This is a genomic window from Serratia sp. JKS296, assembly GCF_900215445.1.
In the GTDB taxonomy this organism is placed as follows: Bacteria; Pseudomonadota; Gammaproteobacteria; order Enterobacterales; family Enterobacteriaceae; genus Serratia; species Serratia marcescens.
Window position 1 is genome coordinate 1853762 of record NZ_OCMX01000001.1, and the last position, 23855, is coordinate 1877616.

Annotated in this window: 26 protein-coding genes; 12 read left to right on the top strand and 14 right to left on the bottom strand. The window is 58.6% G+C overall.

The window, feature by feature from the left end; all coding sequences use genetic code 11:
- Nucleotides 1-7: 7 nt before the first annotated feature.
- Nucleotides 8-427: a VOC family metalloprotein YjdN gene (yjdN, locus tag CRO23_RS08750; protein ID WP_016927200.1), complete on the bottom strand. Its 420-nt coding sequence runs from the start codon at nucleotides 425-427 to the stop codon at nucleotides 8-10.
- 176 nt (nucleotides 428-603) lie between these two features.
- Nucleotides 604-1524 carry a Kdo(2)-lipid IV(A) acyltransferase gene (locus CRO23_RS08755; RefSeq protein ID WP_097101787.1) on the bottom strand — a complete coding sequence of 307 codons (921 nt, stop codon included), beginning with the start codon at nucleotides 1522-1524 and terminating at the stop codon, nucleotides 604-606.
- A 627-nt stretch (nucleotides 1525-2151) separates the two neighbouring features.
- On the opposite strand from CRO23_RS08755, the gene CRO23_RS25240 reads away from it, so the two are divergent.
- From CRO23_RS25240 to CRO23_RS08770, 3 genes are all read left to right on the top strand, one after another.
- Nucleotides 2152-2349: a glycine zipper domain-containing protein gene (locus tag CRO23_RS25240; protein ID WP_004935148.1), complete on the top strand. Its 198-nt coding sequence runs from the start codon at nucleotides 2152-2154 to the stop codon at nucleotides 2347-2349.
- Nucleotides 2350-2363: 14 nt separating this feature from the next.
- Nucleotides 2364-2612, top strand: coding sequence for a GlsB/YeaQ/YmgE family stress response membrane protein (locus tag CRO23_RS08765; protein WP_004935146.1), 249 nt, complete (start codon nucleotides 2364-2366; stop codon nucleotides 2610-2612).
- Between the two features lie 95 nt (nucleotides 2613-2707).
- Nucleotides 2708-3100, top strand: a complete 393-nt coding sequence (locus CRO23_RS08770; protein ID WP_016927203.1) for a YidB family protein — start codon at nucleotides 2708-2710, stop codon at nucleotides 3098-3100.
- A gap of 3 nt (nucleotides 3101-3103) precedes the next feature.
- Here the strand turns inward: CRO23_RS08770 and CRO23_RS08775 are convergent, their stop codons facing one another.
- The gene (locus CRO23_RS08775) at nucleotides 3104-4036 is read right to left on the bottom strand and encodes a LysR family transcriptional regulator (protein ID WP_097101788.1); all 933 of its coding nucleotides are present in this window, start codon (nucleotides 4034-4036) and stop codon (nucleotides 3104-3106) included.
- Between the two features lie 110 nt (nucleotides 4037-4146).
- Between CRO23_RS08775 and CRO23_RS08780 the strand changes: the two genes are divergently transcribed.
- On the top strand, nucleotides 4147-5199 hold the full coding sequence (locus CRO23_RS08780; RefSeq protein ID WP_049300287.1) for an SDR family oxidoreductase: 1053 nt from the start codon (nucleotides 4147-4149) through the stop codon (nucleotides 5197-5199).
- Nucleotides 5200-5243: 44 nt separating this feature from the next.
- Here the strand turns inward: CRO23_RS08780 and CRO23_RS08785 are convergent, their stop codons facing one another.
- The 3 genes from CRO23_RS08785 to CRO23_RS08795 all read right to left on the bottom strand — a co-directional run bounded on the left by CRO23_RS08785 (nucleotide 5244) and on the right by CRO23_RS08795 (nucleotide 7505).
- Nucleotides 5244-6251: an NAD(P)H-quinone oxidoreductase gene (locus tag CRO23_RS08785; RefSeq protein WP_028128134.1), complete on the bottom strand. Its 1008-nt coding sequence runs from the start codon at nucleotides 6249-6251 to the stop codon at nucleotides 5244-5246.
- A 153-nt stretch (nucleotides 6252-6404) separates the two neighbouring features.
- Complete coding sequence (locus CRO23_RS08790; RefSeq protein ID WP_004935132.1) at nucleotides 6405-6614, bottom strand: hypothetical protein; 210 nt, start codon at nucleotides 6612-6614, stop codon at nucleotides 6405-6407.
- Between the two features lie 513 nt (nucleotides 6615-7127).
- Nucleotides 7128-7505, bottom strand: a complete 378-nt coding sequence (locus CRO23_RS08795; RefSeq protein ID WP_028128133.1) for a hypothetical protein — start codon at nucleotides 7503-7505, stop codon at nucleotides 7128-7130.
- A gap of 377 nt (nucleotides 7506-7882) precedes the next feature.
- Between CRO23_RS08795 and cspE the strand changes: the two genes are divergently transcribed.
- Both cspE and dsrB read left to right on the top strand, forming a co-directional pair.
- Nucleotides 7883-8095, top strand: coding sequence for a transcription antiterminator/RNA stability regulator CspE (cspE, locus tag CRO23_RS08800; RefSeq protein ID WP_004935122.1), 213 nt, complete (start codon nucleotides 7883-7885; stop codon nucleotides 8093-8095).
- Between the two features lie 320 nt (nucleotides 8096-8415).
- A complete protein-coding gene (gene dsrB, locus CRO23_RS08805; protein WP_004935117.1) occupies nucleotides 8416-8616 on the top strand; it encodes a protein DsrB in 201 nt (66 codons plus the stop codon).
- A 217-nt stretch (nucleotides 8617-8833) separates the two neighbouring features.
- Here dsrB and rcsA read toward each other — a convergent pair whose 3' ends face one another.
- Nucleotides 8834-9463 (bottom strand): transcriptional regulator RcsA, encoded by a 630-nt coding sequence (rcsA, locus tag CRO23_RS08810; protein ID WP_004935115.1) that lies wholly within the window; start codon nucleotides 9461-9463, stop codon nucleotides 8834-8836.
- A gap of 797 nt (nucleotides 9464-10260) precedes the next feature.
- Between rcsA and CRO23_RS08815 the strand changes: the two genes are divergently transcribed.
- Entirely contained in the window at nucleotides 10261-10902 is a 642-nt protein-coding gene (locus tag CRO23_RS08815; RefSeq protein ID WP_097101791.1) for a GNAT family N-acetyltransferase, read from the top strand.
- Nucleotides 10903-10915: 13 nt separating this feature from the next.
- Here the strand turns inward: CRO23_RS08815 and CRO23_RS08820 are convergent, their stop codons facing one another.
- On the bottom strand, nucleotides 10916-12331 hold the full coding sequence (locus CRO23_RS08820; RefSeq protein ID WP_028128130.1) for a pyridoxal phosphate-dependent decarboxylase family protein: 1416 nt from the start codon (nucleotides 12329-12331) through the stop codon (nucleotides 10916-10918).
- A gap of 101 nt (nucleotides 12332-12432) precedes the next feature.
- Here CRO23_RS08820 and CRO23_RS08825 point away from each other — a divergent pair, with 101 nt between their 5' ends.
- A complete protein-coding gene (locus tag CRO23_RS08825; protein ID WP_016927211.1) occupies nucleotides 12433-13308 on the top strand; it encodes a LysR substrate-binding domain-containing protein in 876 nt (291 codons plus the stop codon).
- Here the strand turns inward: CRO23_RS08825 and CRO23_RS08830 are convergent.
- Together CRO23_RS08830 and CRO23_RS25045 are read right to left on the bottom strand one after the other, a co-directional pair.
- The gene (locus CRO23_RS08830; protein ID WP_097101793.1) at nucleotides 13305-14690 is read right to left on the bottom strand and encodes a CoA transferase; all 1386 of its coding nucleotides are present in this window, start codon (nucleotides 14688-14690) and stop codon (nucleotides 13305-13307) included. The two genes, CRO23_RS08825 and CRO23_RS08830, sit on opposite strands and share 4 nt — an antisense overlap.
- A 61-nt stretch (nucleotides 14691-14751) precedes the next feature.
- Nucleotides 14752-14913, bottom strand: a complete 162-nt coding sequence (locus tag CRO23_RS25045; RefSeq protein ID WP_176519320.1) for a hypothetical protein — start codon at nucleotides 14911-14913, stop codon at nucleotides 14752-14754.
- A gap of 432 nt (nucleotides 14914-15345) precedes the next feature.
- Here CRO23_RS25045 and CRO23_RS08835 point away from each other — a divergent pair, with 432 nt between their 5' ends.
- Both CRO23_RS08835 and mgtA read left to right on the top strand, forming a co-directional pair.
- Nucleotides 15346-16044 carry an MgtC family protein gene (locus tag CRO23_RS08835; protein ID WP_097101794.1) on the top strand — a complete coding sequence of 233 codons (699 nt, stop codon included), beginning with the start codon at nucleotides 15346-15348 and terminating at the stop codon, nucleotides 16042-16044.
- A gap of 243 nt (nucleotides 16045-16287) precedes the next feature.
- Nucleotides 16288-18987 carry a magnesium-translocating P-type ATPase gene (mgtA, locus tag CRO23_RS08840; RefSeq protein WP_028128126.1) on the top strand — a complete coding sequence of 900 codons (2700 nt, stop codon included), beginning with the start codon at nucleotides 16288-16290 and terminating at the stop codon, nucleotides 18985-18987.
- A gap of 48 nt (nucleotides 18988-19035) precedes the next feature.
- On the opposite strand, the gene CRO23_RS08845 is transcribed toward mgtA, so the two are convergent.
- The 4 genes from CRO23_RS08845 to CRO23_RS08860 all read right to left on the bottom strand — a co-directional run bounded on the left by CRO23_RS08845 (nucleotide 19036) and on the right by CRO23_RS08860 (nucleotide 22006).
- On the bottom strand, nucleotides 19036-19809 hold the full coding sequence (locus CRO23_RS08845) for a DUF3307 domain-containing protein (RefSeq protein WP_097101796.1): 774 nt from the start codon (nucleotides 19807-19809) through the stop codon (nucleotides 19036-19038).
- 2 nt (nucleotides 19810-19811) lie between these two features.
- On the bottom strand, nucleotides 19812-20408 hold the full coding sequence (locus CRO23_RS08850) for a hypothetical protein (RefSeq protein ID WP_015378329.1): 597 nt from the start codon (nucleotides 20406-20408) through the stop codon (nucleotides 19812-19814).
- Nucleotides 20409-20621: 213 nt separating this feature from the next.
- Nucleotides 20622-20801 (bottom strand): hypothetical protein, encoded by a 180-nt coding sequence (locus CRO23_RS08855; RefSeq protein ID WP_004935085.1) that lies wholly within the window; start codon nucleotides 20799-20801, stop codon nucleotides 20622-20624.
- 95 nt (nucleotides 20802-20896) lie between these two features.
- Nucleotides 20897-22006: a YbdK family carboxylate-amine ligase gene (locus CRO23_RS08860; protein WP_016927218.1), complete on the bottom strand. Its 1110-nt coding sequence runs from the start codon at nucleotides 22004-22006 to the stop codon at nucleotides 20897-20899.
- A 151-nt stretch (nucleotides 22007-22157) separates the two neighbouring features.
- Here CRO23_RS08860 and CRO23_RS08865 point away from each other — a divergent pair, with 151 nt between their 5' ends.
- A complete protein-coding gene (locus CRO23_RS08865; protein ID WP_016927219.1) occupies nucleotides 22158-22484 on the top strand; it encodes a metalloregulator ArsR/SmtB family transcription factor in 327 nt (108 codons plus the stop codon).
- Nucleotides 22485-22553: 69 nt separating this feature from the next.
- Nucleotides 22554-23843: an arsenic transporter gene (locus tag CRO23_RS08870; protein WP_016927220.1), complete on the top strand. Its 1290-nt coding sequence runs from the start codon at nucleotides 22554-22556 to the stop codon at nucleotides 23841-23843.
- The last annotated feature ends 12 nt before the right edge of the window (nucleotides 23844-23855 follow it).

Here is a 23855-nt window from a genome sequence, read left to right on the forward strand (position 1 = left end):
TGCGGGGTTATTCGACGTTGATCATCCAGTTGACGCCGAATTTGTCGGTCAGCATGCCAAAACCTTTGGCCCAGAAGGTGGCTTGGTAAGGCATCGTCACCTGGCCGCCCTGCGCCAGATTGTCGAACAGTTTGCGTCCTTGTTCCGCATCGCTGGGATTCAGCGACAGCGAGAAACCTTTGTGGGAAGCACCGCCGCTGTCATCTTGCGGACAGCCGTCGGAGGCCATCAGTACGCCGTCGCCGATCAGCAGGCGCGCATGCATGATCGCTTCAGGATTGACGTCCTCCGGCCCGCCTTGGCGGGCTTCTTCGGGCATGTCTTTGAAGCGCATGACCATTTCAATTTTGGCATTCAACTGCTGTACATAGAAGTTAATCGCTTGCTCACAGTTGCCGCTGAAGAACAAATAGGGTTGTACCAGCATGACATTGACCTCGGTTGTGGCCCGACAGGCAACGACCGGCCCTCGGGCGGGAAGAAATGATTGCTGGCGGCAATAATTGCCGTCGGTGACTTATTAGTGTAGTCCCCCTGACGTAGAATGCTCGTGCGAGGTGAGCGCCTTCGCCGCCGGTAGGACGGGCAAAGGCGTGAACGCGGTTAATACAGCGACGGCTCGCCGGGTGGGCGGGTTTTAAAGCGGCGGTGCAACCACATGTATTGATCGGGCGCCAGCAGCACCTGTTCTTCCACCACGCGGTTCATCATGGCCGCCGCGCGCGTTTCATCATCCAGCGGGAAGTCCGTCAACGGCGGCTGCACGATCAGCTCATAGCCCTGAGCGTTTGGCAGGCGGCGCGGCACGAAAGGCACGATCGACGGCCGCCCCATGCGCGCCAGGATAAAGGTGCCGGTGGTCGTGGCGGCATTTTCCACGGCGAAGAACGGTGTGAATACGCTACTTTGCGGCCCATAATCGTGATCCGGCGCGTACCACAGGATTTCGCCCTGTTTCAGGTTGCGGATCATGCCTTTGATATCTTTACGATCGATCATGAATTTATTCGAGCGCAGCCGGCCGCGGGTCTGTACCCATTCCATCAGCTTGTTGTTGTGCGGGCGGTGCACGCCGATGCCGGGGTTTTGCATGCCGAAAATGCGCGCGCCCAGTTCCAGCGTCAGGAAATGCAGACCGATCAGCAGAACGCCTTTGCCTTCCTGACGCGCCAACCGCATGTTTTCCATGCCGCTCACCTTGAACCAGCGGGCGATGCGCCAGTCGGGCCAGAACCAGGCCATGCCGACTTCGAACAGCCCCATGCCGACGGACTCAAAATTTTTGACGATCAGCGCCTCGCGCTCGGCGGCGGGCATCGCGGGGAAGCAGAGTTCTAAATTGCGGCGCGCTATTTTTACCCGGCGTTTCATTAGGCGCATGGCTATTCTGCCAAGGGCGTGTCCGAGCCGATAAATGAGCGGGTAGGGCAGTAATACCAAGAGATAGAGTATTCCCAGTCCTATCCACAACAACCAATAACGAGGGCGCAAGAATTCGCGCTCAAAGCGTTGGTTAGAAAGCATTTTCCTGTTATTCCTTTTCTTTCCCAATGGGACCTTAACCCAAATTTCCATAAGGAAGATGATAGAATATTTTGTGCTAAACAGGATTTTCCATTAATGCTTTTTTTACGCTTTATTTAAACGCAGGCGAAAAACGAAGCGAAATAGGATTTTTACCGAGGGAGGAGGGGATATTTTCCGCTATTTCAACCGGCTGGCGAAATTGAAAAATAAAGACACAATTAAGCGCATCGCAAAAGTGACAACGGCTATGTAACCTCAATGAAACAGTAACGCCGCGGAACCGTCCCAAGCGGCGGCCAGTGCGTACAGTAGCGCGAGGATCAGGACAACGGGGGCATTGAACATTGGCGTTTCCTCCAGGAGGATGTGTTTAAAGTTTAGCCTTGCAAGATGACAGCGGGATGAAATCAGATCGTTTTTTGTATGGTGAAATTCAGACGGACGGAAATGGGTAAACCGCTGATTTTTTACTATAGTCATAGTGTGAAGTTGTGCGTTTGCCGCCGGACGCCTCCGCATTGAGCGGCAGCGGGCAGATTGCCCAGAGCAAGATCGCGGAGCGGACGGCGCCTGGCGCGAAACATGTGACGAAATTCTCAGAGAGTTGGTCTGTAAGGGTTTGACATGTCATATGAAAATGACGATCTAAACGGTGTTGAGCAACCGAGCGACTACGTGAAAACCACCGCCTGCGAAGTGAGCAGTGGTGTAAAAGCAGCGCTCGAGCAATCATGTGCCTGCCTTAAGGATAACCCTTGGGCGGGGATAGGCGCCGGCGCCGTCGTGGGCCTGGTAATAGGATTTCTGTTAGGCAAAAGGTAATAGGGAGAGTAAAGATGGGCATCATTTCCTGGATCATTTTTGGTTTAATCGCCGGTATCCTGGCCAAGTGGATTATGCCGGGCAAAGACGGCGGCGGCTTTATTGTGACCGTTATATTGGGGATCGTGGGCGCCGTCGTCGGCGGCTATATCAGCACCTTCTTCGGTATGGGCCGCGTTGACGGTTTTAACCTGGGCAGCTTTGTGGTGGCGGTAATCGGTGCTCTGGTGGTGCTTTTTGTCTACAGGAAGATCAAAGGCTAAGCAGCCGTTGCTCAACAGGGTCGCCGCGGCGGCCCTTTTTCGTGAAATCAATCCGGCGGTGCGGCGCGGGCCGTACCCGCTGAAAGGGGAATATCATGGGTCTGTTCGATAGCGTATTGGGTAACATTCTGGGCGGCGGCGCCAACGGTGGTAAAGGTATCGACTACATCGCCATTATGCAGTGGGTCGAGCAACAAGGCGGCCTGCAGGCCATTTTGGACAAGTTCCGTCAGGGGCAGTTCGGCGATATCGTCGGTTCCTGGCTCGGCAATGGTGAAAATCAGTCGATTACCGGCGACCATGTGCAGCAGGCGTTGGGTAGCGACGCCATCAACCAACTGGCTGAAAAGCTGGGCATCGATCCGGCACAGGCGTCCAGCACCATTGCACAGTTCTTGCCAACGGTCGCGGATGCCGCCTCACCAAACGGTGAAGTTCAGCAAGACAGCAACGAGCTGGGCGATATGGTCGGTAAACTGTTCAAATAATGATTAGGCTCCCGGCGCCTGGCCGGGAGCCTTCACTCCGCTAATTCCCTCGATCGCCGTCAACGCCTGCTGCAGATGCGCCACCCAGGCGCGCACTTTCTCCGGAATAAAACGTAAGGCGGGATAGACCGCGTGCAGCTCCATGGGCGGGTAGCGGTATTCCGGCAAAACGGGCACCAGCGCCCCCGTCGCCAGCTGCTCGGCGATTAACGGCCGTTGGGCGCCGCCGATACCGGCTCCAGCCTCAATGGCGGCCAGCAGCGATAGCGTATTGTTGGCGCGGAACGTGGGCCGCACTGCAACCATCTCGGGGCCGTGCGGCCCGAACAGAGTGAGCGTATCGCCGTCGTTCAAACCGCTGTAACGAATGTGCGCATGTTTAGCCAGCTCCGCCGGCGAACGGGGCGTGCCATGTTTGTCCAGATAGGCCGGTGACGCCACCAGCAGGCGTTGCAGCTCGCCCAAACGTTTCGCCACCATGCCGGGCGCATGCAGTTCACCGAAACGCAGCGCTACGTCGATGCCTTCGCCGATCACGTCGGCGCGACGATCGTCCAGCAGCAGCTCGATGGCGAGGCTCGGATGACGTTGCTGGAAAGCGATGGCCAGCGGCGTGACGTGCAACTGCCCGAACCCGGTTGGGGCATGAATGCGCAGATTGCCCTGTAACTGGTGGCGCTGGCCGCGCAGCGCTTCTTCCGCTTCGTCGACCGCCGCCAGAATCGGTTTGAGGCGCTGATAATAACTGCTGCCGGCATCGGTCAGGGTGACCGCCCGGGTGCTGCGAAACAGCAGTTGGGCCCCGAGTTGCTGCTCCAGGCCGGCGATTTGCTGACTGACCGCCGGCTGCGTCAAACGCAGATCGCGAGCGGCGGCCGACAGGCTGCCCAGCTCCGCCACCCGCATAAAGGTTTTCATGGCGTTCAGCTTATCCATGTCGATCTTGCCTCTAGATTTTTCTTATAAGTGTTAGTGGAAAGTCTCTTCTACCGCAAGCATTACTAATCAATGACACTCAGGGCATCGATAACCCGAGGAGTGACAAGATGAATGCAAAGCGGCAGGCATTGGTGATCGGCGCCAATGGCGTGATTGGGCGCCGATTGATTGAGGAACTGGCCGGACAGGGCTGGCAAGTGGTGGGGGTCTCGCGGCGGGGTGGGCAACCGGCGCCGGGGGTGCGCCACCTTCAGGTTGATCTGCTGGATGCGGCGGCGACGCGCGACGCGCTGCGGCCGCTGAGCGCGATTAGCCACGTTTTCTATGCCGCCTATCAGGATGCGCCGGACTGGGCGGGGCTGGTGGCGCCGAACCTGCAGATGCTGCAACACGTCGTCGAGGAGCTGGAGCCGGTCGCGCCGGCGTTGGAACATATCAGCCTGATGCAGGGCTATAAGGTGTATGGCGCGCATTTGGGGCCGTTTAAAACGCCGGCGCGCGAAAGCGACGCCGGGCATATGCCGCCGGAGTTTAACGTGGCGCAGCAGCAGTATCTGGCGCAGCGGCAGGCCGGTAAGCGCTGGCGTTGGAGCGCCATCCGTCCAAGCGTGGTGGGGGGCTTCTCCCTCGGCAATCCGATGAATCTGGCGTTAAGCATCGCGGTTTACGCCTCGATCAGCAAAGCGCTCGGGCTGCCGTTGCGCTTCCCGGGTAAACCGGGCGCTTACCACAGCCTGCTGGAAATGACCGACGCCGGGCTGTTGGCGCGCGCCACGCTGTGGGCGGCGACCGAGCCGGCGGCGGCCAATCAGGCGTTTAATATCAACAACGGCGATCTGTTTCGCTGGAGCGAGATGTGGCCGAAAATCGCCGCTTACTTTGGTCTGGAATGTGCGCCGCCGCTGCCGATGCCGCTGGAGAGCATGATGGCGGACAAAGCGTCGCTGTGGCGGGAGTTGGCGCAGCGGCACCAATTGGCCGAACCGGACTATCGCGCGGTGGCCGGCTGGCGTTTCGCCGATTTCGTCTTTTCCTGGGACTATGACATGTTCGCGGATGGCAGCAAGGCGCGGCGCTTCGGTTTCCACCAGTTTGTCGAAACCGAAGCCATGTTTTTCTCGCTGTTCGATGAGTTCCGCCGCCGCGGCATCATTCCCTGAGTGCGGCATCGGTTTCCCCGCAGCACCGGCCGCGGGGAATAGGCTCAGAACGTCAGCATGATCTTGCCGATGTGCTCGCTGGACTCCATCAGCGTATGCGCGGCCGCGGCCTGCTCAAGCGGGAAGGTTTTAAAAATTTGCGGTTTCAGCACGCCGCGCTCCAGCAGCGGCCAAACCTTTTCGCGCAGATCGGCGGCAATCTGCGCTTTGTCCGCCACGCTACGCGAACGTAACGTCGACCCGGTATGGGTCAGGCGTTTCAGCAGCAGCGGCATCAGATTGAGCTCTTTCACCACGCCGTTTTGCGTGCCGATTTGCACGATGCGGCCTTCCATCGCTGCGGCCTGATAGTTTTTGGCGACATAATCGCCGGCGATCAGGTCGACGATGACGTCGGCGCCTTTACCGTTGGTGGCGTCTTTGGTGCGTGCGACAAAGTCTTCGCTGCGGTAATTAATCGCCACGTCGGCGCCCAGCGCCAGGCTGGCCTGACGTTTCTCTTCGGAGCCGACGGTGGTGATCACCTGGGCGCAGAAGGCCTTTGCCAGCATGGTGGCGACCGTGCCGATGCCGGAGGTGCCGCCATGGATCAACACGGTTTCGCCGGCTTTGAGATGACCGCGCTGGAACACGTTGACCCAGACGGTGAAGAAGGTTTCCGGCAGCGCGGCGGCCTCGGTCAGGCTCAGCCCCGCCGGCACCGGCAACGCATTGCTTTCATGCACGGTGCAGTATTCCGCATAGCCACCGCCGGCGATAAGGGCGCAAACCCGATCGCCGAGCGCGAAGTGGGTCACGCCTTCACCGATGGCCACCACTTCGCCGGCAATTTCCAGGCCGGGGATATCCGAGGCGCCGGGCGGCGGGGCATAGTTCCCCTGGCGCTGCAGCACGTCGGGGCGGTTAACGCCGGCGGCGGCGATTTTCACCAGCAGTTCGCCCGCTTGCGGAACGGGCACCGGGCGTTCGGTAACGACCAGAACGTCGGGAGCGCCCGGTTGGCTGATTTCAATCGCTTTCATCGTGTCGGGCAGCGCTGCATTTGTTGACATGGTTACTCTCCTCATCGTGGCGGACGTGATTATCAGGCGGAACGTCCGCAATAAAGTCTGCTGTTAGCTTAGCGAAATCGAATGAGGCGCGCGTGGTTGAATAGAGCGGTTTTGCGAGGAAGGGGCGAAGCCGCCGCGATGGGCGGCAGGGCATTAATCGTTAGGCGGGATGCGGAACCCTTTCAACGAGACGATGAAGTGTTCTTTTCCTTTGGAGATTTTGGCGCCTTTATCGCACCACAGGCTGGCAAGCTGGAAGAAGTCGTCGCTGCCGATATCGTAGGCCAGTTCGATTTTCTTGGCGGTGCCGGCGCGGATGAGTTTTTCTGCTTCCTGATGGTTTGCAGCTTTAATTATGGTCATGGGCGAAATCCTTGGTGTTAAGCCAGAGCGGATAAACGCGAATCATCATATGGCCATAATGTGACAATTTTGTGATGAAAGCATGACAGCCCGCGAAGGCGCGGCGTGCGATGTGCCGGGCCTTCGCGGTGAAAGCGCATTGTCGGTTACCGATCGTGCGGGCGGACGAGTGTGCTTTTTTTCTGAGATTTTAAATGCTTGTAGAGGGCGAAGCCCGCAATGCCGGCCAAGACGGCCAGGAGGGCAAGGGATCCTGTGGCCATGAACGTTACCTCCGAATAAGAATGGCAAGGAGGCGTATTTGTGACATTCATCACTTTGTGGGGCAATGAGAGCAATCTGTAATCGGAAGACGCTTTGAGGGATAGGCCCCAAAAAAAAAGCGCCTATAGGGAGGCGCATAAAGATTTGCAACACAGCTTGTTGTGTTCAACACCAGGAGGAGTGGTGAACTGAGGCATATTCTATGCAGCGGCAAAGGAGGCTGATATAGGCATTACTCCGAAAGCGCCACTACCACTCATAGCCCAACTGGATGTTGTAATCGGGATCCTGATTGGTGGAATAAGGATCAGACTGGCGACGGCGATCGGTTTTCTTCACCGGGCCTTCATACGCGGGATAAGGTTTGGCGCGCGGTTTGCTGCAGCCAGGATGATCGCACTCAATATCGACGCGAAAACCGCTTTTATCTCTCGCCTCTGTCCAGGCGATCGGCGGTTTTCCCGTTTTGGGGGCCGGCTCAGAGGGGGCAGGCGGCTTGGGCGCGGGAGCCATGCTGGGGTCGGGGGCTTGATAATTGAGCTCCAGTGCACTCTGCGGAGCGCTGTAAGCGGCAAAGGCCAGCAGGGCGGCGGTACTGACAGCCGGTAATGTAAGCCATCTCGGCATGGTGAATCTCCCTGAATGATTTCGTCAGGCAACTATAAAACAGCAGAACGAGAATTACTATCATTTGCCTTGGGCGTTATGGGCGAGTCAGGCGGCGGCCCTATCGGCAGACAGGGTCAATTCCTGTGCGTTTAGCCGAGATTAGCGCCCCATTGCGGCGAAAAAGGTTGCTATTGCCGCTCGCTCATGAGTTAATGATGTCGGCCTGTGGTACAGACCTATTTATGCACGACATTTTGAGTAAAGTAGTTCAAATTTAAAGCGTTATCCCGGATAGCCCTTCTCTGACGAATTTCCTTTCCAGTGCCTCCATAAGTAACTGATGACCGGCTACCTCGCCCATGGCGGCTTACATTTATTATTGAAGGAAATTAGACATGTCTAACATGATCAAAGGTCAAGTGAAGTGGTTCAACGAAGCTAAAGGTTTTGGTTTCATCACCCCAGCAGACGGCAGCAAAGACGTATTCGTACACTTCTCTGCTATCCAGGATCAAGGCTTCAAGACCCTGGCTGAAGGCCAGAACGTACAGTTCTCTATCGAGAACGGTGCGAAAGGTCCATCTGCGGCTAACGTTACCGCTATCTAATTGGCGCCTGGCGCTGATTGAGAAAAACCCGCCGCGGCGGGTTTTTTTATGCCTGCAATTCAGCGGTGCGCAAAAAAAAGCCCGCAAGTCTGCGGGCAAAAGTTCCTTGTTACTTCTTCATTTGCGAGCGCTTCTCTGGGGGGGAAACGCCTGAAGACAGGCTACGCGAGACCGGCTTAAGATTCTGCGGCCAAACCGTTAAGAAAGTGAAAATCCAGGCGGCTGCTACGCTGATAGCAGAGGCCGGCAGGGCTGGAGCGGTGTCCATCACCTCCGGTTTTGTAATACACTGACGGCAATCGCAAATAATGGAGAAGGGTATGCAGGTTAACGATCGAGTGACGGTAAAAACAGACGGCGGCCCGCGGCGTGAAGGCGTCATTCTGGCCGTAGAGGTGTTCAACGAAGGCACCATGTACCTGGTTTCTCTTGACGACTACCCGGCGGGCGTCTGGTTTTTTAATGAAATCGACAGCCGTGACGGCACGTTTGTGGAGCCCTGTCGCGAGCACGGGCAGTAACTTAGGCTAATCTCATTAATTTGCTAATGAAATTGTCCATTTTGAGATTATTTCATTGCGGTAAGATTTTTTTTATCGACGGCAAAAAAATACCCGTTGCGCTAGCGGGGGATAACGCAGCAGGTATTTTTTTGTGGTTCCAGCGGCGGCTATCCAGATGACATTATCACCGGGTATTTAACGGCTGGTAAAACAGAGCGGGGGCGTTCTCTGTGGTTCAGCGGCTATTGACGAATATTCCACTGGTCAATGTATCGGTCAAACGAACAACGTGATAAATGATCTGCTTGTTGTGCGTTTTTATTTTCCGCTTGATGTTTCCCTTGTGGGAAGAGACCGTTTTGGCCTTTATTTGCATCTGGTCTGATATCTGGATGGTGCCTTGACCGGACATCCACATGCGTAACATGTTTGATTCAGTCTGGCTCAGCGTTACCGGCGTTTGATCCAGAGAGGATTTCTCCGTACGCAGAGACGTTCTCTCGAGATAGTGACTAAGTAGCTGATTCATAGTCTCTGGCTTGATGGATTTTGACGATATGATGACGTTCTTGCGAACATATAAATAATCGTCGAAATGTACGTTGGTAATGGCCATGAAGATGAAGAATAACGTATCCGGGTGCAGTGAAATGACCCGTTTTATTCGCTCGGTGGCGTTTGCTTCGTGGATGAAGCAGTCCTCGTTAATAAACACCAGGCTCGGATTCAACTTGCTGCATTTTTCATGCAGGCTGTCAATGTCCTCGATGGCATTAATATGGCGCTTCTTCACGCCATGCGAAGTCAGATAGTCGGTTAACCCCAATCTGGTATAGCTACATGAATCCATGATAATCGTTGGCATATCGCACCCCCACTTAAATCCGTTTTACTGCGGTAATATGAGAAAAAGCCTAAAAAGCCGAAAGGCAAAATGGAGCAATAATTCAGTGTAGCGAGTGTTCTATCAATAAACACGGCGTCACTCAATGATATTTTCATACTAAACTTATTAATTGCATGAATCTATAAGTTTGGCTTAAGTCAGAGCGATCTGCTGCTCGTCCAGCTTCGGCATGTTGAGCCTGATCTGCGCTTGGCGCCCGTGCCTGTCTGCATTGCTTGCCGCGAATCTGTTCATCATGTCACGAAACAAAATTTTAGTTTGCTAGGAAAAGTCTTAAAAAAAATTCATGTGTCGTTTTTTTGACGTCTTTCAGCGCATTTTTTGAGTGGGCGAAAAACGCTCTCTCTGGTGTTTTTCGTTTTTTTTATTTAAAAATCATTAAGTTATGGTGTTTTTCTGCTTTCTATGCTAATGATTAGCACTTCTTTTTTTATCATAACGGCAAACGAAAGTTAACATTATGGCCGGAATGTGTAGCTTATTTGTTGCTATAAATCACCGTTTTACAATGAGTTATCTGGATATTTATTTTACATGAAATAGTTTTCGTGAATGTTTAACGGTGATTCAGTGATTTCTCTAAACTATCATCCTGCGGCCCGATCCGCAGGGGAGGAATGGCAGGTCGGAGTTGTCTCTGGCTCGCGTTGGTTTTAACTTGCCTCTCCACCTTTCAAAAACAGGATGTCGCGGTGAGACGGAATCAGTATGGGCAGCCGATAGGCGAAGCCCTCCCTCATTGGCAGCCGGCAGGCATGCCCGGGCACTCGCCGCTACAAGGGCGGTTTTGCCGCCTCGAACCGCTTAACCTCGCGCGCTGGGGGGAGGCGCTTTATCAGGCTTATCAATCCGCCGAGGACGGTCGCGACTGGACTTATCTGTTTTGGGAACGGCCGCAGTCGCGCGCAGATTTCCAGCGTTATCTTCAGGCTCAGGCGTCCAGCGCTGACAGAAACACGATGGTAGTGATCGATCAGTCAAACGGGTGCGCGGTGGGAAGCTGCGCTTTTTTGCGCATCGATCCTGCCAACGGCGTGGCCGAACTGGGCACCATCAACTGGTCGCCGCTGATGAAGCGCAGCGCGCTGGGCAGCGAGGCGATTTTCCTGATGCTGCGGCATCTGTTCGACGATCTTGGCTACCGGCGCTGCGAATGGAAATGCGATAGCCTCAATCTGCCTTCACGCCAGGCCGCCGAGCGCTTGGGTTTCCGCTATGAAGGCACGTTCCGCCAGGCCGTCGTCGTCAAAGGACGCACGCGCGACACCGACTGGCTGTCGATCGTCGACGGGGAATGGCCGGCGCGGCGCGCGGCGTTTGCCGCCTGGCTGTCGCCGGATAACATCGGCGATGACGGGCGGCAAGAACGGCGTTTGCAGGCCTTCCAACTCGGGTAATACGCCGCGCGCGCTAGGCCGTTTCCGCCAGGCAATGGCGCAGCGAGTCCAACGCCAGCCGGATGTCCTGTTCCTCCGTCATCCAGTTGACCAGCGCGGCGCGGATCCCCGGCTGACCGTTATAGCGCGTAGGGGTGCAGCGCACCACGCCGTGCCGGCTCAGGCGCTCGAGAAAGCGATCGCGCGCCGCCTCGCTGTCGCCCAGTGGATGGCTGAGTGCGAAGCACACCACGTTCAAATTCACCGGCGCCAGCAGCTGGAAACTGTCATCGGCTGCCAGCGCCGCCCCCAGCGCCTGCGCCAATCGGACGTTGCGCTCGACGATATCCCGTATGCCGCTGCGGCCATAGGCTTTCAGCGTCAGCCAAAGCGGCAGGGCGCGGAAGCGGCGCGAATTTTCCGGCGTCAAATGCAGATAGTTGTCTGGCCGCAATGTCGGTGCTTCCAGGTAGGCCGAATGGTTCTGAAATACCTGCATTTGCAGATCCAAATGGCGGGTAAATTGGATCGCGCTGTCATAAGGCACGTTCAGCCATTTGTGCGCGTCGACAGTGATGGAATCGGCATGCTGCCAGCCCTCAAGTCTTGGAGCGTAGAGCGGCGAGCAGGCCGCCACGCCGCCAAATGCCGCATCGACATGCAGCCAAAACGGATAACGCTCCCGCAGCGCCAGCAGACGCGGCAGGTCGTCGAAAGCGACGGTGTTGACCGTACCGGCGCTGGCCAGTACCAACGTTGGCTGGCCGGCGCCGGCGGCGAGCTGCCGTTCCAGTGCTTCCATATCCATGGCTTCAGACTCCGGCAGGCTGGCGACGGTCGTCAGCGCCTCGCGGCCGATACCGAGCATGCTGAGCGCCTTCACGCTGCTGGAATGTGGATTGGCCGACAATACCCGGATGGAACCCAGCGCCGCCAGGCCCTGTTGGGCGATATCCACGCCGTGCTGTTGTCCCAGCCACTGCCGGCCAATGGCCAGCCCGGTGAAATTGGCCATGGTCGCGCCGCTGACCAGGCTGCCGCTGAACGTTTCCGGCAGGCCCAGCAGGGATTTCAACTGCGTCACGGCCGCCAGCTCGATCGTGGCTGCGATGGTATCATGGCTGAGCAAGCTATTTTGGTCTGTCACGCTAACCAGCCAGTCCGCTGCGACCGCCGCCGGGGTGCCGCCGCCGGTGACGAAGCCGAAATAACGCGGGCCGGCGCTGGCGGAAATGCCGGCCTGATAACGTTGCCAAAAACGCTCCAGCGCCGCCAGGGCGCCTTCGCCGTTTTCATCTAGTCGATCGTCGCCCGGTTGCAGCTGCTGATGCTCGAGCGGCGGGCAGACCGAGCGTTGCTGCAGCCCGGTCAGGAAATCTTCCGCCAACTGGCGGGTGTGGTCGAGGATCTGCGGAAACTGCGCGAGATCCTGTTGTAAACGTGGGTGCATGGTGGCTCCGAAAGCGTCAGGGATGATGGGGTAAACATAGAACATTTGCCTGCCGGTCAAAATCGATGAAAAATAACCTTTTTGGATAGCCTGGTTAACCAATGATGAATGAACGCATTCCCCTGCATGTCTTGCCGACCTTTGCGATCGCCGCCAGGTTGGAAAATTTGCGCGCTACGGCGGAACAGGTGCATTTGACGCACGGTGCGGTCAGCCAGCAAATTCAGCTGCTGGAGCAGGCGGTCGGCTATCCGCTGTTTGAACGGCGCGGGCGCGGCGTGCGCCTGAATGCGGCCGGGAAAGAGATGCTGGCGGCGGTGGAACCGGCGCTGCAGGCGCTGCAGCAGGGCGTCGCCCGCGCCCGGCGTGCGGCGACAAGCCAGACGCTGCGCATCAGCGTGTTGCCGTCTTTTGCCCATTATTGGCTGTTGCCGCGTCTGCCTGCTTTTCATGAGGCCTGCGCCGATATTGCGCTGGATATCGATGCGTCGCTGGCGCTGCAGGATCTGTCGCAGCGAGGGTTCGATGCGGCGATCCGCATCGGCAGCGGTCAATGGGCGGGGCTGCAGGCGCAGCGTATCGCGTCGGGTGACGTGCTGCCTGTCGCTTCGCCGGATATGGCGCGAGAATGGGGGGCGGCGTTCGAGAACGGTGGCGATATTCCGTTGCTCGAGCACGACGTCAGTCCCTGGCGCGACTGGTTCAACGCGCAGGGGCGGCCGTTATGCGGGCGGCAACAGGCGTTATTCAACGATGCCGGATTGTTGATTCGCGCGGCGGAGCAAGGGTTTGGCATCGCGTTGGCGAAAAAGCTGCTGGTCCAGGATGCTCTCGACGCGGGGAGACTGGTGGCGTTGGCCGCGCCCCGTCGTCTGAGCGATGACGACGTTTATCTGGTGTGGCCGCAGACCGCCGGGTTGACGCCGGCGGTCACCCGCTTGCTGCAGTGGCTGCAGCAACAGTTGGCGGCGATTTAGCGGCGTAGCCATTCCGGTTGCGAGGTGCCGAGCGTAGTCGCCGGCAGCGCCCATTGCAGCGCCGTGCCCTGCAGGCTTAACGGGGCGCGCAGGCGTTGCGCGGCCCCCCAGTAAGTCAATTCCGTTTCCGGGTTCTCGTCGGCGGTTCCGGCCGGTGCCAGCGGTTCCGGCCGGTAGTCTGCCGAACAGGGATGCGCCAGCAGCAACTGCGCCGTGCGCGCCAGCGACAGCCGCGCGTGGTAGCCGGTGCCGCGGCTCAGGCGCTGCGCCATACCGGTCAGCACCGCCGCCGCCATCAAATAGCCGGTGGCGTGATCCAGCGCCTGTACCGGCAACGGCACCGGCAAACTGGCGCTGCGCCAAACCATGCCCGCCTCCGCCAACCCGCAGCTCATCTGTACCAGGCTGTCGAAACCGCGCCGGGTGCGCCACGGCCCGCTCCAGCCGTAGGCATTCAGGCAGACGTCTATCAGGCCCGGCGCCAGCGCGCGTCTTTCCTCCACGCCATAGCCCAACTTCTCCAGCGCACCGGCACGGTAGCCGTGCACGATCACGTCGGTGTTTCTCAGCAGATGTTCAAACGTATGGCGATCGTGCGCATTGGTCAGGTTGAGGCGCGCGCTGCGTTTGCCCAGCATGACTTCATGTTCAACGCCGGGCTCATCCCAACCGTAGGGATCGATGCGCAGCACGTCGGCGCCCAAACCGGCAAGAAAACGCGTGGCGATCGGCCCGGCGAGAATGCGCGTCAGGTCCAGCACCCGCACGCCGTGCAGCGGCCGGGCGACGGGTAGCGCCCAGCACGGCGGTGGCGCTTCCGGCTGCAGCGAGGCGTGGATCAGCGGTTCGAGCGCCACGCTTTTGCCCTGAATATGTTGTCGCCACGCGGCCGCCGAGCGCATTTGGGCCGCGCAGCCGCCGGCCTCGATCACCGCTTCCTCCAGCTCGCTTTTTTTCCAGCCCAGCACGCGTTCCGCCAGCGTGCCTTTATCCGATGCCGAACCCAGCACCTGCTCCACCGCTCGCCGATGGTGCGGCGCATTGGTATGCAGGCGTATCCAGCCATCCGCCGTCGCATAGTCGCCGGCCAGTGCATCCCAGGCCGCAGGCAGCGTCCACCCCAGCGGACGCAGCGTCCAGCCGAACCAGAGCGAGGCCAGGCGTTGATCGATCCAGACCTGCGGCGCGTCGGCCGCCTCGCGGCGAAGCAACTCGGCGCAGGCCAAACCGGCGGCGCCCCAGGCGGCGGTAGCCAATTCGGTCACGGGAAACGCCGAAGGCAATGCGCCGGTGCCGCTTACGGTTAGCCGGTCGGCGGGGGCGGGGCGCTGCCCCAGGCTTTGCCAAATTTCGTCGAGCAGAGTGTGGATCAGAGGCGTCATCGGCCACTCCTTGCGGGTCGTCGGAAATATAGCCTAGCGTAGCCCACTGCCGGCGACCTTGCTAAGGCGCAACGTCGAACGTGCGGCCGTCGGCCAGTGTGGCGCGCAGGCTGTGGGCCGCGATGCCGGCGAAAGGCTGCGCGCTGAAATTGGCGGTCAGCGCTTTGTCCCATAGGGCCTGATGCAGCGGCCGGAAGGCGGCGTCGGCGTCCAATGTCGCCATCTTCTATTTGTGACATCGAAATATCATCGCCGTATTCCAGTTTATTTTTCGTTTAATAAATTAGCCTTTACTTCATTATCCGACGTCACTATACTCAGCCAAAATTTCGGTGGAGAAACCCAATTGGACAGTTGTAGTTGTAATAAAACAAATAAGGCAAGCTGACCAATTCTCTTCTGATTTGTTGCTTGCCGTTATCGGCGGGCAGCACCCCTCTCCAGTTATTTCTGAGCTGTGCATACCCGAGTAATAAACGTTTCCTGATGCCTGACGGTTTCAGGTGAATCGAGTTGGACGTTATTATGGTATTTTGCAGCCACAGCCTTTTCCCTCCAGGCACGACACGCTGATTCGCTGATTTATTTTCAGCGCGCTTTCGCGTGTGCTAAACAGCACATGATTTTATCTCCTTCGGTTATTAAGGGGACAGTCATGGCGATGACTCCTTTCGTTTTAAATTTATTGCTGGCGATGTGTCTGGGCGCGGTCATTGGCGCCGAACGCCAGTGGCGCCAGCGCATGGCCGGCCTGCGCACCAATGCGCTGGTAGCGACCGGTGCGGCGGTCTTTATTCTCAGCTCCATGTCCACCGATCCGGCCAGCGCCGGCCGGGTGGCCGCGCAGATCGTATCCGGTATTGGTTTCCTCGGCGCCGGCGTTATCATGCGTGAAGGGCTGAACATTCGCGGCCTCAACACTGCCGCCACGCTGTGGTGTTCGGCGGGGATTGGCGTCCTGTGCGGCCTGGGCCAGCATTGGGATGCGGTGGTCGCTACGCTGGTGATCCTGTGCGCCAATATCCTGCTGCGCGAAGCCGCGCAGCGCATCAATCTGCAGCCGCATCAGCAGGTGACCGATCTGGAACTGTGCTACCGCATTCAGGTGACCTGCGGCGAGCAGGACGAAATTCTGGTGCGCACCCTGATCCTGCAGGCGCTGAACGGCGTCGCCTTGCGGCTGCAATCCTTGCGCAGCGCCGATATTTCCAGTCCGGGGCAATTGGAAGTGTGCGCGGAAATTACCGCCACCCCGGCCGCGCAAAAAGAAATCGAAGGTATTGTTTGCCGCGTCAGTCTGGAAAAAAGCGTGAGTGCCGTTCGCTGGCGCGTCGCGTCCGAATTACCGGTCTGAATAATAATATAAATATTGATTAACTTGATTATATGTTCGGTTTTATTCATGAGCACCTTGAATAACGTGGGGCATTAAGGAGGCGTTATGGACGATGACCCCGGAAGGGAAATGATTCTTGCGTGGCTGACAGGGTAATTCCGCCATTTAGTCACGCTAATTAAAAATTCCACTCTGCGCAGAGCCACCTGTTTATCGGGCGGGATATCCCTGTGCGTAGAACGAAAATAAGAGAATAGCGTTATGACTCAGATTAATGAAAGAATGCGTCGCCGTGATAAAGATGCGGCGGCCTACGCCATTGCGCAAGAGGCGACCAACAGCATCGCCCAAACGCTGGCGAACCTGAAGTGCAACCGCAACGGCTTGACCCAGGACGACGCCGATGAGCGGCTGGAGCAGTTCGGCGCCAACCAGGTCGCCCACGACAAGGCACCGCATGCCTTGATTCAGCTGATCAAGGCCTTCAACAACCCGTTTATCTTCGTACTGATGGTGCTGGCTGCGATCAGTTTCTTTACCGATTATTGGCTGCCGCGCCAGAACGGTGAAGAAACTGAACTCACCGGCGTCATTATCATTCTGACCATGGTCACGCTGAGCGGGCTGCTGCGTTTTTGGCAGGAATACCGCACCAACAAAGCGGCGGAAGCGTTGAAGTCGATGGTGCGCACCACCGCCACGGTGCTGCGCCGCAGCAGCTACAGCGCGCATCCGCTGACGCTGGAAGTGCCGATCCGTGAACTGGTGCCGGGGGATATCATTCAGCTCTCCGCCGGTGACATGGTGCCGGCCGACGTGCGTCTTATCGCCTCGCGCGATCTGTTCATCAGCCAGGCGATTTTGACCGGCGAAGCGATCCCGATCGAGAAATACGATGCCATGGGCAACGTGGCGCAGAAGTCGAGCGAAGGGGAAGTATCCAGCGAGAATGCGCTGCTTGAGCTGTCCAATATCTGCCTGATGGGCACCAACGTCGCCAGCGGCACCGCCACGGCGGTGGTGGTGGCGACCGGCGGGCGCACTTACTTCGGCTCGCTGGCCAAGTCGATCGTCGGTTCGCGGGCGCAAACCGCGTTCGATCGCGGGGTGAACAGCGTCAGCTGGCTGCTGATTCGCTTCATGCTGGTGATGGTGCCGGTGGTGTTGCTGATCAACGGTTTCACCAAAGGCGACTGGAGCGAGGCGGCGCTGTTCGCACTGGCGGTGGCGGTCGGTCTGACGCCGGAAATGTTGCCGATGATCGTCAGCTCCAACCTGGCGAAAGGGGCGATCGCCATGTCGCGCCGCAAGGTGGTGGTGAAGCGCCTGAACGCCATTCAGAACTTCGGCGCCATGGACGTGCTCTGCACCGACAAGACCGGCACGCTGACCCAGGATCGCATCATTCTCGAGCACCACATCGACGTCACTGGCGCCAGAGATAACGAGGTGCTGCACCTGGCCTGGCTGAACAGCTTCCATCAGAGCGGCATGAAGAACCTGATGGATCAGGCGGTGATCCGCTTTGGCCGCGGCAAACCGGGGATTGAAGCCCTGGGGCGTTTCAGCAAGGTGGATGAGCTGCCGTTCGATTTCGTGCGCCGCCGTTTGTCGATCGTGGTGGCGGACGAAAATGGCAAGCAGCAGCTGATCTGTAAGGGCGCGGTAGAGGAGATGCTTGAGATCGCCACCCACGTGCGCGAAGGCGACAAAACGCTGGAACTGGACGACGCGCGCCGTGCGGCGCTGCAGGCGTTGGCTCGCGAGTATAACGAAGACGGTTTCCGCGTGCTGGTGCTGGCGACGCGCGAACTGGATGCGAAGCGCCCGGCCGAACCGTTGAGCGTGGCCGACGAGCGCGACATGGTGGTGCAAGGGTTACTGACTTTCCTCGATCCGCCGAAGGAGAGCGCGCAGCAGGCGATCGCCGCGCTGCAGGAAAACGGTGTGACGGTGAAGGTGCTGACCGGCGACAACCCGGTGATCACCTGTAAGATTTGCCGCGATGTCGGCCTGGAGCCGGGCGAGCCGCTCTCCGGGCTGCAGATTGAACAGATGGATGACGAAGAGCTGGCGCGCGAAGTGGAACAGCGTACGGTCTTCACCAAGCTGACGCCGCTGCAGAAATCGCGGGTGCTGAAAATGTTGCAGAGCAACGGCCATACCGTCGGCTTCCTCGGCGACGGCATCAACGATGCGCCGGCGCTGCGCGACGCCGACGTCGGCATCTCGGTCGACACCGGCACCGACATCGCCAAGGAATCGGCGGACATCATCCTGTTGGAAAAGAACCTGATGGTGCTGGAAGAGGGGGTGATCAAAGGGCGCGAAACCTTCGGCAATATCATCAAGTACCTGAACATGACCGCCAGCTCCAACTTCGGCAACGTGTTCTCGGTGCTGGTGGCGAGCGCTTTCATCCCGTTCCTGCCGATGCTGGCGATCCACCTGTTGATTCAAAACCTGATGTACGACATTTCCCAGCTGTCGCTGCCGTGGGACAAGATGGACAAAGAGTTCCTGCGCAAGCCGCGCAAGTGGGATTCCAAAAACATCGGGCGCTTTATGCTGTGGATTGGGCCGACCTCGTCGATCTTCGATATTACGACCTATGCGCTGATGTGGTACGTCTTCGCCGCCAACAGCGTAGAACACCAGGCGCTGTTCCAGTCCGGCTGGTTCATTGAGGGGCTGCTGTCGCAAACGCTGGTGGTGCATATGCTGCGCACCCAGAAGATCCCGTTCATTCAGAGCACCGCGGCGCTGCCGGTGTTGCTGACCACCGGGTTGGTGATGGCGCTCGGCATCTACATTCCGTTCTCGCCGCTCGGCGCCCTGGTTGGCCTGCAGCCGCTGCCGTGGGAATACTTCCCGTGGTTGGCCGCTACGCTGGTCAGCTACTGCGTGGTCGCCCAGTTGATGAAGCGTTTCTATATCCGCCGCTTCGGCGAGTGGCTGTAAGCCGCCTCGGCGTTCGCTCCAGGGGCGAAATTCTTCGCCCCTGCACCGCTACAGCAGTTTGTTGACCAGCAGGCCGAGCATGATGGTCAGCGTGAAGGAAAACAACGTGCCGAGCAGCACATACTCGGTACGCATCTTATCGTCGCTCTGGCGCAGATCGCCGAAACGGAAGATAGATTTGGCCGCCAGCAAAAAGCCGATCGCCGGGATTTGCCCCAGCAGCACAAAGGTCAGGATCAGCGTTCTCTCCAGATAGCCAATCTGTTTGCCCGCGCGCAGCAGCGAGTCGTTGTCGGCCTTGGCCGAAGGCGGCATTTGCGGCGTCCAGTGCGCCAGCAGTTGCCCGATCAGCAGGCTCATCGGCAGATAAATCAGGCTGTAGGCCACCAGCACCAGCCCGGTTTGCCAACGCCCCAGCTGCCGCCCCAGCGCGGCGAGCAGTTCACCGGCGTTCGGCGTTAGCCCCAGCCACAGCAAGGCGATCACCGCCAGATGCAATCCCTGATCGAGCAGGAAACTGCGGGCCGGGCTCAGGCGGTTCATCGCGGTGACTTTCAGCAAATCGATCAGGTAGTGGCTGACGGCGATGACCAGCAGGCTGGCCAGCACCTGCAGTGAAGAAAGCCCGCCATGCAGCAGGCCGAAACCGGCCACCGCCCAGGCGGCCAGCACCCCGTGCAGCAACGCGTGCAACACCAGAAAACGCGAACGCGCGCGATGCCGAATTTTATCTTCCACCCAACTCAGCGGCTGCAGCGGAAAATCCGCCAGCAGATGGAAGAGCAACAGCCAGGCCAGCAAAGGCGCATAGGTCAGATCCATGGTCAGACGATCCTGTTAATGGCGTGAATAAACCGCATGATTTCCTCGTAGGCCGCGCGTTTCAGCGCGGCGGAGACCGTGGAGGCGGCTTTTTGCAGCTGGTCCGCCACGGCGGCGCCGCTGTCGGCGAACATTCTCGCCTGAACGATGCGCGCTTCGGCCTGTGACAGACGGCCAATCACATGATCTAACATCGGCAGCAGATCGCTGACAATGGCGTTTGTCCGATCGTTGTCGGTTTTCAGAGCCAGCCGGCAATTTTTTGCCATGGCGTCCAGCGCGCTGCCAGAGTTGATAAAGGCGCTGCCGTAACCGGCGGCGTCGGGCCGTTGGCTGCCCAGCCCGACGGCGATGCGCGCATCCCAGTGCGCGGCGCCCATCGCTCGCAGCGCGAGGCGAATGTACACCGCCAGCAACAGCCCGTCCTCCGGGGCGGCCTGCGCCTGGAAGGCATCGCCGCGAAAGATTTCCACCTGATGCAGCCGCCCGTCACGCCGCAGTCGATCGAGCAGGTTATGCAGCCCATTGAGGTAGTTGACGGTGTCTGATCGGCGGGAATCGACCAGATCGCCGCTGATTACGCTGATTGGCGTCGGCATGGCGCGTTCCATTGTTTGTGGAGAGATAACTATAAATTCGCACCTGGATACGAATATGTCAATAATTCGCCTCTTGATGCGAATTTACGGGGTTTTCGCCTGTGGGGACGAAACGAGGCAGGATGAGGAACGGGGAATGAACGGCCGGGAATGCGCGGGCCTGTCAGGCTCGCCACCGGCGGCGTAGAGGGAAAATGGCCGGCAACCGGCTGTTCAGAAGCTTTTAACCAGCACGTCACGCGGCATTTCGCTGCCGTGTTTCAGCAGATGCTCAAACGATCGCTCGCTGCTTTTCAGCTGCTGCAAAAATTCCTGCGGCGACAGATCGTGTTTTTTGCCGCTCATGTAAGCCAGCGCCAGTTCTTTTGCCTGATAGCGGGAGAAGTTGTACATGGTGTCCTCGATACGGTGAATGTCAGTGCTCACGATTGTAGCGAAAGAGCACATAATGAACAGCGGCTTTGGCGTATGGAATCGATAGCCGAAACTTAACTTGCAGGCTGCAACAGCTCATCGCACAGGCGCTTGATCACCTGAGCTTGCGGCAGGCCGTTGTGCAACATCTGGCGGATATGCTCCGAATCGCTGATGCCCTGGCGGACATGGCGCTCGACGGCCTGCAGCAGGGCACGATCCTCCCGTCGCTCGGCAAAACCGCTCAGCGCTTCGAGAGTGTGCAGGATGTGGGCGGTCAGGCTGCTGCGGCGCAGCGTCGCGGGATCGACGTATTCGGCGGCAAAGCCGCTGCGATAGGCGTTGATCTTGTTGTAATTGGTGAAGGCATCGTATTCCGGCGCGATCGGCGAACGGCGCTGCAACAGAAAATCGGCCAGCAGGCGGCAGTAACCGACCAGCAGCACGGCGTGGGAGATCCGCAGCGGCGTATCGCAGATGCGGATCTCCACCGTGCCCAGCTCCGGTTTTGGCCGCGCATCCCAGTAAATATCCTTGACGCTTTCAATCACGCCGGCGGCATTCAACCGTTCGTAGTAGGCGTTGAATTCATGCCAGCTGTAGATGTGTTCCAGGCATCCGTAGTTGGGGAAGGAGTTCTGAGCGCTGAAGCGGGAACTGGCAAAGCGCGTGTCGACGCCCTGATACAGCGGCGACGAGGCGCTGAGCGCGATCAGCTGCGGAAAGTAGGGCGTCAGCGCATGGCACAGGTACATCGCCTCGTCCCCGTCGTTGACGCCGAGGTGAATGTGTTGGCCGAACACGCAGGCCAGCTTGGAGAGATAGCCAAAACGGCTGGCCAGCTGCCTGTAGCGCGCGTTGTCGCTGATGACCTGCTTGCGCCAGTCGTTGCTCAGGTGGCGGCCACCGCCGCAGACGTCACAGCCCAGGCGCTGCGCGCAGCGCCGGACGGTATGGGTCAGGGCGCGCAGCTCGGTGTGCAGCTCATCGAGATCGCGGTGCACCGAGCTGTTCAGCTCCACCATCGATTTGGTGAGCTCATGCTTGACGCGCCGGCGGTCGCCGACCGCGCTGACCACCCGATCGGCTCGATCCGTAAGATCGTAGTGCTCGGCATCGACCAGCTGTAGCTCTATTTCGGTGCCGATGGAGAGCCTTTCCGAACGTTTGAATGTGAGCGGCATGGTACCTCCTTCCTGCAAGAACGGCATAAAGATAAGTATATGTCTCGGTGAGGAGGGCAACGTTTTGCATTTTATATTTGTTTTTTCGAATGTGAAGCTGGTATCTTCACGAGCGAGCTGTGATGAAGAGAAAGGTTAACGGGAGTGTGACATGCCGTCATTGACGCCGCTGAAACTGTTTAAAAACCTGTCTGACGAGACGCGCCTGACCTTGGTGCTGCTGTTGCGCCACGCCGGTGAACTGTGCGTGTGCGAGTTGTCGGGCGCACTGGCGCTGCCGCAACCCAAGATTTCAAGGCATCTGGCGATGCTGCGTGAAAGCGGGCTGCTGCTCGATCGGCGCGATGGTAAATGGATACATTATCGCCTGTCGCCGCATATGCCGGCCTGGGCGGCGGCGATTATTGAGCAGGCTTATCAGTGCCGGCCAGAACAGATGTCGGAGTTAGCGCAACGCGTGGCGAAAGGTTGTCCGTAACGGTAAAAAATTTACGCGAACACATATGAAAAATCGAATATGTAAACTTAAAAGGGCGGAAGGGCAGCGATGATAGTGGCAGGGGCGATCTTTATTCTGACGTTGATCTTGGTCATCTGGCAACCGAAAGGGCTGGGTATTGGCTGGAGTGCGTCGATCGGGGCGGGATTGGCATTATTGAGCGGCGTGGTGCACGTCGGCGACATCCCCGTGGTATGGCAGATAGTCTGGAATGCGACTGCGACCTTTATCGCCGTCATCATCATCAGCCTGTTGCTGGATGAAAGCGGCTTTTTCGCCTGGGCCGCCTTGCACGTCGCGCGCTGGGGCAACGGCAGGGGCCGCTGGCTGTTTACCTATATGCTCCTGTTGGGCGCGGCTGTGGCGGCGCTGTTCGCCAATGATGGCGCCGCGTTAATCCTCACGCCGATCGTGATCGCCATGCTGTCGGCGCTCGGTTTTCGTCCTGCTGCGGTGCTGGCTTTCGTCATGGCGGCGGGCTTTATCGCCGATACCGCCAGCCTGCCGCTGGTGGTGTCCAACCTGGTGAATATCGTTTCGGCGGATTTCTTTCACTTGGGCTTTACGGAGTATGCGGCGGTGATGGTGCCGGTCAACCTCGTCGCCGTGGCGGCGACGCTGGTGATGTTGCATCTGTTCTTCCGCAAGGATATTCCGCCGGGCTATGCGCTGACGCGTTTACCGGCGCCGCGGGAAGCGATTCGCGATCGCGCGACGTTTCGAGCCGGTTGGGCGGTATTGGCGCTGTTGCTGATTGGCTTTTTCGCCCTGGAACCGCTCGGCGTGCCGGTGAGTTTGGTCGCCGCCAGCGGCGCGCTGGTGCTGCTGGCGGTTGCGAAACGCGGGCGGGCGATCGATACCGGTAAAGTGCTGCGCGGGGCGCCCTGGCAGATCGTGATTTTCTCGCTGGGCATGTATCTGGTGGTCTATGGGCTGCGCAATGCCGGCTTGACCGATCTGCTGTCCGGCGTGCTGGATGCGCTGGCGCGGCAGGGGCTGTGGGCGGCGACGCTCGGCACCGGCTTCCTGAGTGCGTTTCTCTCTTCCGTCATGAATAACATGCCGACGGTGCTGGTGGGGGCGCTGTCGATCGACGGCAGCGGCGCAGAAGGCGTCATCAGGCAGGCGATGATTTACGCTAACGTCATCGGCAGCGATCTCGGCCCTAAAATCACCCCGATCGGCAGCCTGGCCACGTTGCTGTGGCTGCATGTGTTGGCAAGGAAAAACATCGTCATTACCTGGGGCTATTATTTCCGCGCAGGACTGGTGATGACGCTGCCAATTCTGTTCGTCACCCTGGCAGCGCTGGCGCTGCGGCTGTCCGTTTTATCCTAACCGGAGAAACCG

Coding starts and splice junctions, on each gene's coding strand:
- yjdN (WP_016927200.1), bottom strand. CDS start 427: ATGCTGGTACAACCCTATTTGTTCTTCAGCGGCAACTGTGAGCAAGCG.
- CRO23_RS08755 (WP_097101787.1), bottom strand. CDS start 1,524: ATGCTTTCTAACCAACGCTTTGAGCGCGAATTCTTGCGCCCTCGTTAT.
- CRO23_RS25240 (WP_004935148.1), top strand. CDS start 2,152: ATGTCATATGAAAATGACGATCTAAACGGTGTTGAGCAACCGAGCGAC.
- CRO23_RS08765 (WP_004935146.1), top strand. CDS start 2,364: ATGGGCATCATTTCCTGGATCATTTTTGGTTTAATCGCCGGTATCCTG.
- CRO23_RS08770 (WP_016927203.1), top strand. CDS start 2,708: ATGGGTCTGTTCGATAGCGTATTGGGTAACATTCTGGGCGGCGGCGCC.
- CRO23_RS08775 (WP_097101788.1), bottom strand. CDS start 4,036: ATGGATAAGCTGAACGCCATGAAAACCTTTATGCGGGTGGCGGAGCTG.
- CRO23_RS08780 (WP_049300287.1), top strand. CDS start 4,147: ATGAATGCAAAGCGGCAGGCATTGGTGATCGGCGCCAATGGCGTGATT.
- CRO23_RS08785 (WP_028128134.1), bottom strand. CDS start 6,251: ATGTCAACAAATGCAGCGCTGCCCGACACGATGAAAGCGATTGAAATC.
- CRO23_RS08790 (WP_004935132.1), bottom strand. CDS start 6,614: ATGACCATAATTAAAGCTGCAAACCATCAGGAAGCAGAAAAACTCATC.
- CRO23_RS08795 (WP_028128133.1), bottom strand. CDS start 7,505: ATGCCGAGATGGCTTACATTACCGGCTGTCAGTACCGCCGCCCTGCTG.
- cspE (WP_004935122.1), top strand. CDS start 7,883: ATGTCTAACATGATCAAAGGTCAAGTGAAGTGGTTCAACGAAGCTAAA.
- dsrB (WP_004935117.1), top strand. CDS start 8,416: ATGCAGGTTAACGATCGAGTGACGGTAAAAACAGACGGCGGCCCGCGG.
- rcsA (WP_004935115.1), bottom strand. CDS start 9,463: ATGCCAACGATTATCATGGATTCATGTAGCTATACCAGATTGGGGTTA.
- CRO23_RS08815 (WP_097101791.1), top strand. CDS start 10,261: ATGCCCGGGCACTCGCCGCTACAAGGGCGGTTTTGCCGCCTCGAACCG.
- CRO23_RS08820 (WP_028128130.1), bottom strand. CDS start 12,331: ATGCACCCACGTTTACAACAGGATCTCGCGCAGTTTCCGCAGATCCTC.
- CRO23_RS08825 (WP_016927211.1), top strand. CDS start 12,433: ATGATGAATGAACGCATTCCCCTGCATGTCTTGCCGACCTTTGCGATC.
- CRO23_RS08830 (WP_097101793.1), bottom strand. CDS start 14,690: ATGACGCCTCTGATCCACACTCTGCTCGACGAAATTTGGCAAAGCCTG.
- CRO23_RS25045 (WP_176519320.1), bottom strand. CDS start 14,913: ATGGCGACATTGGACGCCGACGCCGCCTTCCGGCCGCTGCATCAGGCC.
- CRO23_RS08835 (WP_097101794.1), top strand. CDS start 15,346: ATGGCGATGACTCCTTTCGTTTTAAATTTATTGCTGGCGATGTGTCTG.
- mgtA (WP_028128126.1), top strand. CDS start 16,288: ATGACTCAGATTAATGAAAGAATGCGTCGCCGTGATAAAGATGCGGCG.
- CRO23_RS08845 (WP_097101796.1), bottom strand. CDS start 19,809: ATGGATCTGACCTATGCGCCTTTGCTGGCCTGGCTGTTGCTCTTCCAT.
- CRO23_RS08850 (WP_015378329.1), bottom strand. CDS start 20,408: ATGCCGACGCCAATCAGCGTAATCAGCGGCGATCTGGTCGATTCCCGC.
- CRO23_RS08855 (WP_004935085.1), bottom strand. CDS start 20,801: ATGTACAACTTCTCCCGCTATCAGGCAAAAGAACTGGCGCTGGCTTAC.
- CRO23_RS08860 (WP_016927218.1), bottom strand. CDS start 22,006: ATGCCGCTCACATTCAAACGTTCGGAAAGGCTCTCCATCGGCACCGAA.
- CRO23_RS08865 (WP_016927219.1), top strand. CDS start 22,158: ATGCCGTCATTGACGCCGCTGAAACTGTTTAAAAACCTGTCTGACGAG.
- CRO23_RS08870 (WP_016927220.1), top strand. CDS start 22,554: ATGATAGTGGCAGGGGCGATCTTTATTCTGACGTTGATCTTGGTCATC.